Annotated in this window: 9 protein-coding genes; 8 read left to right on the forward strand and 1 reads right to left on the reverse strand. The window is 33.5% G+C overall.

What is annotated here, in order from left to right:
- Positions 1 to 222: 222 nt before the first annotated feature.
- The 7 genes from AC58PQ_RS26950 (at position 223) to AC58PQ_RS26980 (ending at position 8,352) form a co-directional block, all read left to right on the forward strand.
- Positions 223 to 351, forward strand: a complete 129-nt coding sequence (locus AC58PQ_RS26950) for a hypothetical protein (RefSeq protein WP_497247038.1) — start codon at positions 223 to 225, stop codon at positions 349 to 351.
- A gap of 215 nt (positions 352 to 566) precedes the next feature.
- On the forward strand, positions 567 to 710 hold the full coding sequence (locus tag AC58PQ_RS26955) for a GmrSD restriction endonuclease domain-containing protein (protein WP_497247040.1): 144 nt from the start codon (positions 567 to 569) through the stop codon (positions 708 to 710).
- A gap of 458 nt (positions 711 to 1,168) precedes the next feature.
- Positions 1,169 to 2,716, forward strand: a complete 1,548-nt coding sequence (locus tag AC58PQ_RS26960) for a type I restriction-modification system subunit M (protein ID WP_497247042.1) — start codon at positions 1,169 to 1,171, stop codon at positions 2,714 to 2,716.
- Positions 2,713 to 3,903, forward strand: a complete 1,191-nt coding sequence (locus AC58PQ_RS26965) for a restriction endonuclease subunit S (protein ID WP_497247044.1) — start codon at positions 2,713 to 2,715, stop codon at positions 3,901 to 3,903. The genes AC58PQ_RS26960 and AC58PQ_RS26965 overlap by 4 nt, the downstream gene beginning before the upstream one ends.
- Position 3,904: 1 nt before the next feature.
- The gene (locus tag AC58PQ_RS26970) at positions 3,905 to 5,017 is read left to right on the forward strand and encodes an AAA family ATPase (protein WP_497247046.1); all 1,113 of its coding nucleotides are present in this window, start codon (positions 3,905 to 3,907) and stop codon (positions 5,015 to 5,017) included.
- A 2-nt stretch (positions 5,018 to 5,019) separates the two neighbouring features.
- Positions 5,020 to 8,118: a type I restriction endonuclease subunit R gene (locus tag AC58PQ_RS26975; protein WP_497247048.1), complete on the forward strand. Its 3,099-nt coding sequence runs from the start codon at positions 5,020 to 5,022 to the stop codon at positions 8,116 to 8,118.
- 111 nt (positions 8,119 to 8,229) lie between these two features.
- On the forward strand, positions 8,230 to 8,352 hold the full coding sequence (locus AC58PQ_RS26980) for a PC4/YdbC family ssDNA-binding protein (protein ID WP_497247114.1): 123 nt from the start codon (positions 8,230 to 8,232) through the stop codon (positions 8,350 to 8,352).
- Between the two features lie 361 nt (positions 8,353 to 8,713).
- Here the strand turns inward: AC58PQ_RS26980 and AC58PQ_RS26985 are convergent, their stop codons facing one another.
- A complete protein-coding gene (locus tag AC58PQ_RS26985) occupies positions 8,714 to 9,184 on the reverse strand; it encodes a toxin-antitoxin system YwqK family antitoxin (protein ID WP_497247050.1) in 471 nt (156 codons plus the stop codon).
- A 464-nt stretch (positions 9,185 to 9,648) separates the two neighbouring features.
- Between AC58PQ_RS26985 and AC58PQ_RS26990 the strand changes: the two genes are divergently transcribed.
- The gene (locus AC58PQ_RS26990) at positions 9,649 to 12,801 is read left to right on the forward strand and encodes a metallophosphoesterase (RefSeq protein ID WP_497247052.1); all 3,153 of its coding nucleotides are present in this window, start codon (positions 9,649 to 9,651) and stop codon (positions 12,799 to 12,801) included.
- Positions 12,802 to 12,876 lie beyond the last annotated feature (75 nt).

Here is a 12,876-nt window from a genome sequence, read left to right on the forward strand (position 1 = left end):
AGAATGTTCTTGATTCTCCCTTTTTTCAAACCACCGACTGGACAGCTTGTCCGTCAGGGTTAGGACAACTTACGCCGTCAATTGGCGGACAGTATGGTTTAGCAGTAACAACTTAGCCAATCCCAAATTTACAAAAGAGTTGTACAACTCACTGTATATGACAAATACCAGCCACGTACAATTTCGGGTGTAGTGACGCGCAGCAAGCATGGAGAATTTCGTTTGGACACCGTTGATCAGTTCAGCGGGGCAGAGGATTGGGATTGGATTAGATTTCAAGATGTACTGAATGCGGAGCTAAGTAAAGAATGGACAGAAGATGAGAGGATTGATCCGTATAATATTCAATAATGCTCATTTCGGCCAAATTTACTAAACTCATTGGAATATGTAACCAAATATTTACAACTAATAGTTAAATATGTTAAGATGTCCTTAAATCCAGAAGCACTGGTGAACAAGCCTGAGGGAAAGCATCCCTTGGGCTTGTTTTGTTTTAATTTTGCATTTTTATGCTTAGCATTGAACACATATTGCCCTAGAACCCTGATAAATCAGGTCAGTGGGTGAAAGCCTTTACATATGATCAAAGATCCGAATGGACAGATAAACTAGGCAATCTTGTGTTGATATCCAGAAGGAAAAATACAGCTCAGGGTAATCTTGATTACGATAAAAAGGAAGAAAAATATTTTAAAAAAGAACATTGAACTATTCAGTAATTCAATAAGGCTTTACAAGCAATATAATACTTGGACTTTTAACGATCTGAGCAAAAACCATGATGAAGTAATTGAAGATAGTGCTTGAGTCATATACTTAATCTTAGGCTAATAATTTACCTCCACCCATCACGCGGCGGAGGTTTTTTCATGCGAACTTATGGTTGCTGACAGGATGTTGTCTAAGCCTTAGTGTAAAATAGTATTGAATAAAGGAATTCTCGGCTTGTCTGCGGAATAAGTCTATTGGACTACTAGGCTGGTATTACGGAGTGATTTTGCATGAAGTTTTATGTCGGTGTAAAGATAGTAATTGGTTTCAATACTTAGGTAGAATAAGTGGAGTAGCGAATATGGTACGAAACTAGAGGTGGAAGGAAAACTTCAAACCTTTTTAGAAGTGCTTCTATAATCAATGTATAAGAAGAAAAATTGGAGGTATACAAATGTCAAGTGCAGCACAACGTGCCGAATTACAATCTCAAATCTGGAAAATAGCCAATGATGTCCGTGGCTCTGTAGATGGATGGGATTTTAAACAATATGTTTTAGGAACGCTTTTTTATCGTTTCATTAGCGAGAACTTTTCTAGCTATATTGAAGCTGGAGACGAAAGTGTCAAGTATGCAGAACTTTCTGATGATATTATAACGAAAGAAATTAAAGATGATGCCATTAAAACAAAAGGGTATTTCATATATCCGAGTCAGTTGTTCGCTAAAATTGAAAAAACTGCTAATACTAATGAATGCTTGAATACAGATTTAGCTGCTATATTTTCTGCTATTGAAAGTTCAGCAAATGGTTATCCATCGGAGTTGGATATTAAAGGATTATTCGCTGATTTCGACACCACAAGCAATAGACTGGGAAATACTGTAAAGGACAAAAACAGTCGTTTAGCTGCTGTCATTAAAGGCGTTGATGGGCTTAATTTTGGTGATTTTGAAGATAATCACATTGACCTTTTTGGTGATGCCTATGAGTTTTTAATCTCTAATTATGCTGCCAATGCTGGTAAATCTGGAGGAGAATTTTTTACACCGCAGCGTGTGTCTAAGCTTATTGCTCAATTAGCAATCCACAAGCAAACAACTATTAATAAGATTTATGACCCTGCAGCTGGTTCAGGTTCATTGCTATTACAAGCAAAAAAACAGTTTGATGCTCATATTATTGAAGATGGTTTTTATGGACAGGAGATTAACCATACAACTTATAACCTTGCTCGTATGAATATGTTTTTACACAACATAAACTACGATAAGTTTAATATTGCTTTAGGAAATACGCTATTAGATCCTCACTTTGGTGATGAAAAACCTTTTGATGCCATTGTATCTAATCCACCTTATTCCGTAAATTGGATTGGTAGTGATGACCCAACGCTTATTAATGATGAAAGATTTGCTCCTGCAGGCGTATTAGCCCCAAAATCTAAAGCCGATTTTGCCTTTGTGCTTCATACGCTTAGTTACCTTTCAAGTAAAGGTCGTGCTGCTATAGTTTGTTTCCCTGGTATTTTTTACCGTGGTGGTGCAGAGCAAAAAATTAGAAAGTATCTGATTGATAATAACTTTGTTGAAACGGTTATTTCATTAGCACCTAACCTTTTTTATGGGACTTCAATAGCGGTTAATATCTTGGTTCTTTCTAAGCATAAAACCGAAAATAAAACTCAATTTATTGATGCAAGTGGAGTAGATTTCTATAAAAAAGAAACGAATAATAACATACTTACAGATGAACACATTGAGCAAATTATGAAAATGTTTGACATCAAAGAAGATGTTGACCATGTTGCAAAATCCGTTGATTACGATGCAATCGTTCAAAATGATTACAATCTTTCTGTAAGTTCTTATATAGAAGCAAAAGACACAAGGGAAGTCACTGATATAAATGAGCTGAATGCAGAGATAAAAACGACTGTAGCAAAGATAGACCAACTTCGTGCTGAAATTGATGACATTATTGAGGTGATTGAATCATGATTAAGCCGAATCATATGGATAAATTGCTTGATGGAGTTGAGGTTGAGTGGAAGGCATTGGGAGAGGTGGCGAAATTTCGTCGTGGTTCATTCCCTCAACCTTATGGTAAAGACGAATGGTACGACGGTGAAGGTGCAATGCCTTTTGTTCAAGTAGTCGATGTTGGGAAAGATATGAGACTTGTGCAAAATACAAAAAATAAAATCTCAAAATTAGCACAACCTAAAAGTGTGTTTGTACAAGAAGATACCGTCATTGTAACATTACAAGGCAGTATAGGTCGAGTTGCTATTACACAATACGACTGCTATGTAGATAGAACGCTTGCTATTTTCGAGAGTTTTCAGGTCAAAATTAACAAAAAATATTTTGCATATCAACTACAAGCCAAATTTGAGTTTGAAAAAGAAAATGCCCGCGGCAGTACGATAAAAACTATTACCAAAGAAGAATTTGCAAAGTTTCAAATCCCCATTCCACCCCTTCACATCCAAGCTGAAATAGTTCGTATTTTGGACACCTTTACAGAGCTTACAGCAGAGCTTACAGCAGAGCTTACAGCAGAGCTTACAGCTCGTAAAAAGCAATATACCTATTACAGTGATAAATTGTTGACTTTTGACGAGGGTGAAGTTGAGTGGAAGACGTTGGGGGAACTTGCCGAGAATCTTGACTCAATCCGTAAACCGGTTACTAGTGGTGTAAGAGAGGTTGGGGATATTCCATATTATGGCGCATCTGGTATTGTTGATTATGTAAAAGATTATATTTTTGAAGGGGATTTTTTACTTATTTCGGAAGATGGGGCAAACCTACTTGCTAGAAATACACCAATTGCATTTAGTGCAAGTGGAAAAATATGGGTAAACAATCATGCTCATGTACTTAAATTTAAGACTTATGAAGAACGTAGATTTGTTGAATTTTATTTAAATCATATTGATTTAACTCCCTATATATCGGGGGCGGCTCAACCCAAATTAAATCAGAAAAATTTGAATGGCATCATGGTTCCAGATCCTTTGCCTTTACAAAAAAAACGTATAGTATCTATTTTAGACAAATTCGATGCTTTGAACTCATCAATTACTGAGGGTTTGCCTCGTGAAAAAGAGTTGCGTCAAAAACAATACGAATATTACCGTAATATGCTACTTTCATTTCCGAAAAGTGAGGTAGAAGCATAGTATGGGAAAGAGTTTAAATGAAATTGCACAACAATTAAAAGATAATGATAAAAAAGTTCAATTAATTTATGCCTTTAATGGAAATGGCAAAACAAGACTTTCACGGGAATTTAAATTGTTAGTGGCACCGAGAGTAGAAGGTGATACGGAGTTAGAGGAATTAGAAGTAGTTAGTAAAAAAATCCTTTATTATAATGCTTTTACGGAAGATTTATTCTATTGGGATAATGATTTAGAAAATGATGTTGATTTAAAACTTAGAATTCATCTGAACTCTTTTACTGAATGGGTACTTAATGAACAAGGGCAAGATCAAAATGTTATTAGTCATTTTCAGAATTATACCAATCAAGCATTAACACCTAGATTTAATCCGAATTTTACTGAGGTTACATTTTCTTATGAACAAGGAAATGACGCACCTTCACAAAATATCAAGATTTCGAAAGGTGAAGAAAGTAGTTTTGTTTGGAGTGTTTTTTATAGCTTGCTTGATCAAGTAATTTACGTGCTTAATACACTTGAGCCAAGTGAACGAGAGACAGATAAACTTAATCAATTGGAATATGTGTTTATTGATGATCCTGTAACTTCATTAGATGATAACCATCTGATTCAGCTGGCTGTAGACTTGGCTCAATTGATCAAAAGAAGTGAATCCGGACTAAAGTTTGTTATTACAACACACAATCCTATTTTTTATAATGTGCTCCATAATGAATTCAATGCAAAGACCTGCTACATGCTAGACAGTGAAGAAGATGGTACTTTTGAATTAGAAGAAAAAAGAGGAGACTCAAATAAGAGTTTTGCATATCATTTGCATTTGAAGAAGACTATAGAGGAAGCCATTGAGAATAATCAAGTACAAAAATATCATTTCACTCTTTTAAGAAATCTATATGAAAAAACAGCTAGTTTTCTTGGATTTCCAAAGTGGTCAGAATTATTACCTGATGACAAACAAAATTATTATAATCGTATTATCCAATTTACAAGTCATTCTACACTAGCGAATGAAAGTGTAGCAGAACCATCTCCCCAAGAAAAACAAACTGTTAAGCTATTACTTGAACATTTGACAAGTAACTATAGCTTTTGGAAGGAGGCATAAAGATGTGCGACTACAAACCCATTGCAGAATCAAACAACTTTATAATTCTAGACAAATATAGCAAGATAGATCAACAAGGAGTTGGTTATCAAACTGAAGCTGATTTAGAACGAGAACTTATTCAAGATTTAGTAAATCAAGGTTATGAACATCTACCAAGTTTAACTACTCCTGAAAAAATGCTTGCTAATGTTCGTATGCAACTGCAAAATCTTAATAATGTGCAATTTTTAGAAGCTGAATGGATTAGATTTTGTGAGCAGTTTTTAGATAAACCCAGTGATAACCACATTGATAAAACCCGTAAAATTCATAACGATTATATTTATGACTTTGTTTTTGATGATGGGCATATTCAAAACATTTACCTAGTAGACAAAAAGAATATTGCCAACAATAAAGTACAGGTAATTTCCCAATTTGAACATAAAGGAACTCAAGCCAATAGATATGATGTTACCATTTTAGTCAATGGCTTACCTTTAGTACAAGTAGAGCTTAAAAAGCGTGGGATTGCCATTCGTGAAGCCTTTAATCAGGTTCATCGATATAGTAAAGAGAGCTTTAATTCAGAAAACTCTCTGTTTAAATATTTACAGATTTTCGTGATTTCTAATGGGACAGATAGCCGTTATTTTGCCAATACGACTAAACGTGATAAAAACAGTTTTGATTTTACTATGAATTGGGCAAAATCGGATAATACCCTGATTAAAGATTTAAAAGATTTCACGGCTACATTTTTTCAGAAAGATACTTTGTTGAATATACTACTGAAATATTCAGTTTTTGATGTGAGCGATAACCTGCTGATTATGCGTCCTTATCAAATTGCTGCCACAGAAAGAATTTTATGGAAAATTGAAAGTTCATACCTAGCTAAAAAATGGAGAACCACTGAAAGTGGTGGATATATTTGGCATACAACAGGTTCAGGGAAAACGCTTACGAGTTTTAAAGCAGCTCGTATGGCTACTGAACTGGATTTTATAGATAAAGTATTTTTTGTAGTAGATAGGAAAGACCTAGATTTTCAGACAATGAAAGAGTATCAGCGTTTTTCTCCTGATAGTGTTAATGGTTCAGAAAGTACCGCAGGATTAAAGCGTAACATTGAAAAAGATGATAATAAAATTATTGTGACGACGATTCAAAAACTGAATAACCTAATTAAAAGCGAAACAGAGCTACCTATATATAATAAGCAAGTGGTATTTATTTTTGATGAAGCCCACCGTTCACAATTTGGCGAAGCTCAAAAAAATATCAATAAAAAGTTTAAGAAGTTCTATCAATTTGGATTTACAGGTACGCCTATTTTCCCAGAAAATGCGTTAGGTTCTGAAACGACTGCTTCTATCTTTGGTCGAGAGTTACACACTTATGTAATTACGGATGCCATTAGAGATGAAAAAGTTTTAAAGTTCAAAGTAGATTATAACGATGTACGTCCCAAGTTCAAAACGATTGAAAAAGAACAGGACGAGAAAAAGCTATCGGCAGCAGAAAATAAAGAAGCATTATTACATCCTGAACGGATTAAAGAAATTTCTCAATATATTCTTAATAATTTTAAAGTAAAAACCCATCGTCTAAACGCGAATGCAAAAGGATTTAATGCCATGTTTGCTGTGAGCAGTGTTGACGCAGCCAAACTCTACTATGAATCATTAAATAACTTACAAAAGGGAAGCAGCAAACCCCTTAAGATTGCGACAATCTTCTCCTTTGCTGCTAATGAAGAGCAAAATGCTATAGGCGAAATTCTTGATGAAACTTTTGAACCTTCAGCAATGGATAGTAGTGCAAAAGAGTTTTTAAGTTTAGCCATTAAAGACTATAATGCTATGTTTAAAACCAATTATGGCGTGGAAAGTAAGGAATTTCAAAATTATTATCGTGACCTTGCTAAACGAGTAAAAGACAAAGAGATTGATTTGTTGATTGTTGTAGGAATGTTCTTAACTGGTTTTGATGCACCTACATTAAATACCTTATTTGTTGATAAAAATCTTAGGTATCATGGTTTAATGCAAGCTTTTTCGAGAACAAATCGTATTTATGATTCAACTAAAACCTTTGGAAATATTGTTACTTTCCGGGATTTAGAACAAGCTACTATTGATGCGATTAAATGTTTTGGGGATGAAAATACTAAAAATGTGGTGCTGGAAAAAAGCTACAAAGAGTATATGAAAGGATTCACTGATGTGGCAACGGGTGAAGCCCGTCGTGGTTATGTAGACGTGGTAAAAGAGCTACAAGAGCGTTTTCCTAATGTTGAAGATATTGCTACTGAAAAGGATAAAAAAGCGTTTGCGAAACTCTTTGGTGAATATTTGCGTATTGAAAATATCTTACAGAATTATGATGAATTTTCAAGTCTAAAAGCTTTACAAACAGTAGATACCAATGACCCTGAGGCTTTGGGAAATTTTAAATCTACTCACTATGTAAGTGATGAGAATATAGCTGCTATGCAAGAGATTAAAGTACTAGAAGAAAGAGCGATTCAGGATTATCGTTCATCATATAATGATATTCGTGATTGGCTTCGTCGTGAAAAAACTGGAAAAGAAAAAGATAATTCCTCTATTGATTGGGATGATGTTGTCTTTGAAGTAGATCTTTTAAAATCCCAAGAGATCAATTTAGATTACATTCTTGAACTTATATTTGAAAATAACAAAAAAGTAAAAGATAAGGGTTTATTGGTTGAAGAGGTACGTCGTTTAATTCGTTCTAGTGTGGGGAACCGTGCTAAAGAAAGTTTAGTAGTCGATTTTATCAATCAAACAGATTTAGACAATATTCAAGATAAAGCAAGTATTATTGATGCTTTCTTCTCATTTGCTCAAACTGAGCAAAAACGTGAAGCAGAAGAATTGATTAATACTGAAAATCTTAATGAAGAGGCTGCAAAAAGATATATTTTAACTTCATTAAAAAGAGAATTTGCCAGTGAAAATGGAACGGAGCTTAATGAAATTCTTCCTAAAATGAGTCCTCTTAATCCTCAGTATTTAACAAAAAAGCAGAGCGTTTTTCAGAAAATCTCTGCCTTTGTAGATAAGTTTAAGGGAGTAGGTGGAAGGATTTAATAAATCTAAAATAGAAAGTACAATGTGGAGAAATGGCAGAATTCAAATATAAAGTAACTCAAATACACGGCAGATTGTCAGAATCTTCAAGGGACAAAGGAACTGAGAAGTATAAGCTGGAATGATAAAGAAGCTAAGTATGATATCCGTGAATGGTCGCCAGATCATGAAAAAATGGGCAAAGGTGCCACGTTGTCTAAGGAAGAGATATTCATACACACGCTGGACATTTAGGAATAAACATTGCTTCTCCACCGCATATAGGTTGCAGATCAAGAAGCTGTGATTTGCAAATTAGTCAGGTCTAGTAATCATTAGTAAGAAGTGCATTTCATAAAACGCTGTGGTGCCATAATGGAACCACAGCGTTAGGTTTGCTTATCTACTTTAAGCCAATATACACAAGACTCTCGCTCATCTAAAACAATATTATTTAAAATTCTGTGTTCTGGTCAAGCTCCACCACTGAAACATCATTAAGTAAATGTCGGGCAGCTTAAGGCAAACATTTTAGAGATAGCGCTTTATCTTTTATAAGTCGTAAGGTAAACACCAACACATCAATGTCTGTGATCAACACTCAAGCCATGTGGAGTTAGGGATATATCATTTTTCCATTTGCATATTCTTTACCGAAACCATTGCGTAATTCATTTTTATACTCACCATCAAAGAGAAGTTGTGTATCTGAATTCCATTCTTTCCACTCGCCTGAGCGCTTGTCGTCCTTGTAAGTTCCCTCAGCCTCTTTTTGTCCATTATTAAAGTATGAGGTGTATTTCCCGTCTTTTTTACCGTCTTTAAACAAGGCTGATAGTTGTTTCTGACCATTGTCAAACCATTGATTGTATTCACCAACAATTTTGCCATCTTTGAGTTTATATTGCTGCTGCTTCGTTTTTTTCTCATTGTCATAAGCCTTCACTACACGACCAGAATATGGAGATGTCTCATTAACTCTGTAATAAATATCGTTTCGTTCTACAATTTCGTTACTATCTGTGGAACCAAGCGAACAAGCAGTTAGACTCAACGATACCATGAAAACCAGTAAACACCGAAACATGTAATTACACTTCCTTTTCAATTTGAATATTTATAGGATTTCCAAATTTAAGGGGATTATTGATGGGGTTCGTAAAATTCACTCCAATTAATGTATTCAAACTGCGACCCAAAGGAGACCTCGTGGTTGGAGAGACAATTTCAGACTCGCTTCCGAAACCTTGCGGTAAATTCGAACAGTCAATTAGTCGTAGGCCTGTATGTATTCGTGGAAGCAATGGAGATATATGAGTATTTCGAATTCAAGAGATTTTGGCAATTGAAAGCTTGTTTCATCTAAATCCATCGAGATGCTAATGGTATGAATTTATCATAATTTGGAACTAGATAACTATTTTAGGACCATAGTATGAGGAAGTGTTGAGAATTGTTAGTTTTAGTTACAGAATGTAGAGTATTGTGGTAAAATATTACTAATATTATGACTTTAGTAGTATAGAATACCTAATAAGGAGCGCGAGAACATTGAGGTTCGTACATCTTTCTGATTTTCATCTTTCTCAGGGGACGCTTTTGGATATGGAAGAGTTTATACTTAAAGCCTTGATAAAGGATCTTAAGAGTTTTAACGCACAAAAAAAAATTGATTTAATTATTTTTTCTGGAGACCTAATAGATAAGGCCGGAGACACTTTCGATAATATAGAAGACGCTTTTTTTCATTTCGTATTTAAAGTAATTGATCCTATTGTTGGAGAACTAGGATTATCTAAAGACAAATTCTTTTTTGTTCCTGGGAATCATGATATTTATAGAAAAGCAGATAGTAAACTAATTGAAAGTGGATTAGAACAAAACTTAAATAGTACTGAAAAAGTAAATGCATATATCGATAGTAAGGATATAGAAGGAAGAAAGAGAATACTATCATTTAAAGACTTTGAGAGACAATATTATAATGGTTATAAAGAGCAATATGAATTAACTGATTATCAATCTGTATTTAAGGTGCAAATAAATAATTTGAATGTTGGAATCACTTGTTTTAATTCATCTTGGAGATGTTATGACGAAAATGATAAAGGGAGGATCATTCTTGGCGAAAGACAAATTATTAATAGTAGGAAGATTATCAAGGATTGTGATGTTAAAATTGCTATAATGCACCACCCAATTGATTGGTTGTCTGAGTTTGAGAGAAAAACAGTAGAAAGTATGATAACCCGTGACTATGATATGCTGTTTAGTGGTCATGTACATGAAGGTACTAGCTGGTCTACGACTACTTTATATGGAAATTTATTTTTTTCAATTGCACCTGCAAACTGGACGATGAACATCAGGGGGACAGACAGAAGGTTTTCGAATGGGTATTCAATAGTAGATTATGAATTAGAAGATCGGAGAATTGTTACACATAATAGAAGATATGCATACCTAAAAGAACAATTTGATCCTAATACGGATCAAGGTGATTCAGAAGGGAAATGTTATTTTAAACTTCCGGATGATGAAGAGTTGTTAAAAAAAAAATATGAATTTGAATTAGCAGAAAAAATAAAATTGGAGCAGTTCCCTCAAATTAATGGGCACTTGCTTTCTTCCAACACTGAGTGTCAAGCACCAAAATGTATTGACGATATGTTTGTTCTTCCAAGAATAGTTGAAAATTCCCAGTATGATACTGATTCTGATGAAGATGAGGTTCAGTATAGCCTGGAAGAACTTTGTTCTAGTGATGATAGTTTAATAATAATTGGTGGCAAAGAGTCCGGTAAAACAATTCTTCTAGATAAAATATTAATTGAATTAACAAATAACATTAAAGAACACGCCCGAATTCCTGTTTATATTAATTTTAATGACATAAAATACACAAGAATTGAAACATTAATTAGTCGTTTCCTTGGTGTGGGAATAATGGAAGTTAAAGAGTTTATAAGTTCTCATAAATTAGTGCTCTTGGTTGATGATATTACATTTTCAGAATCAAAAAAATATTCTTTAAATAACGTTGAAAAATTTCTAAGTGAAAATTTAAATGTTGTAGTAATTGCATCAACAACAGGCAACTTAGAAGGAGAAATTCCATTTGATATTTTAGAGTATCCTGGATTAGCTTCTCTAAAGCAACTGCAGTTAAAAAGTTTTAAAACCAAAGAGATAAAACTCTTAATTCAGAAATGGTTTGCTAAAAATGAAAAATATGATCCGGATAAATTGGAAAAGCTTGTTAATGTTTTCAGTACACTAAATATACCGAGGACCCCTCTTGCAGTTTCAATGTTTCTTTGGATAATAGAGCAACAAGAGAATTATAAACCAATTAATAATGCAACTATGCTTGAGAATTTTGTTGAGAGATTATTTAAGAAACAATCGAGAAGGGAAATATATTCAGAAAGATTTGATTATCGTAATAAGGAACGTTTACTCGCAGAAATTGCAAAGAAAATGTATGATTCAAATCAATTAAATTATCGATTGACCTATAATGAGTTACGTAATTTTGTTTATTCTTACCTACGAAGTCGAAAATTCGATTTTCAAGAAGAAGACGTTATTAAAGAATTTTTAGATAACGGTATTTTGTTACGAGAATATGAGTCGAATGAAGTATATACCCGTTTTAGGTTCACTTGTTTTTTTAAGTATTTTTTGATGAAGAATATGAATTTTGATCAAGAGTTTAAAAAGTATGTGTTACAAGAAGAAAAATATTTATACTTTGAAGATGAAATAGAATATTACACTGGACTTAATAGAGATGAGTCAGAAATACTTGAACTAGTTGTAAGTAGAATGAATGAGCATTTTAAGGATCTGCAATCAAAAATTCAAGCAATTTCAAACACATATGATACTATATTCGAGACAAAACGTTCAATTGCAAGTACTCTAGATGCAACAGAAGTAAAAAAGGTAGTTGCACGAAATAAACCGACAGAAGATGAGTTAGATCAAATGAATGATACAATGCTCGAAAGTAATAAGCCTGAAAAAGGAATATCAAAAATTGAAGATGAAATAAGTCCATTTGAACAGTTGTTTAGAAGCTGGTCACTTGCAGCCAAAGTACTGAAAAATACGGAGGAAACAAAAGTTGAAGATTTAAAGAGTTATTCGTATCGTAGTATACTTACTTGTTCAATGTCTTTTGCTGGTTTATATAAAACTTTATTATCCGAAATTACGAATAAAGAAAAAAATAACGAAGATCCCAATAAAGAAAGGCATAATATGTTAAAACGATTTATGCCTCTTATACATCAAGTAGTGACGTTTTCATTAATTGGAACAGCAAAATTACGAGTTGTAATGAAGGAGCATATTGAAGAGATACTTGCCAAAGAAGATGTAACTGATTTGGAGAAATTCATGTCAGTATTCATTTATGCTGATTTAAAAGAAAAAGATTACAATCAATATATATCTAAACTTGTAAGACAAACTAAAAGTGATTACATTCAAGATATGATTTTATTTAAAGTTGTTTCTTATTATTTTTTAAGGTCTCAAACAAAGGAAACTGATATATTCTATGAAAATCTTATTGGAAATATTATTACTCGCTCTAAAGGTATAAGTAAGACTCAGAAGTTTGATTACATAGAAAAATATAGAGTAAAAAAGTTAGCTAAATCACAGGAAAAAAGTGATCTTTCTCGCGATGCGTAGCTGATTCTGAAAGTACTTCAGAAATTATGGCTTAAATGGTCTTTTTATTATTCTTTAGTGTTTTCGATTAAACAT

The sequence above is a fragment of the Paenibacillus sp. J22P143 genome, from assembly GCF_059692035.1.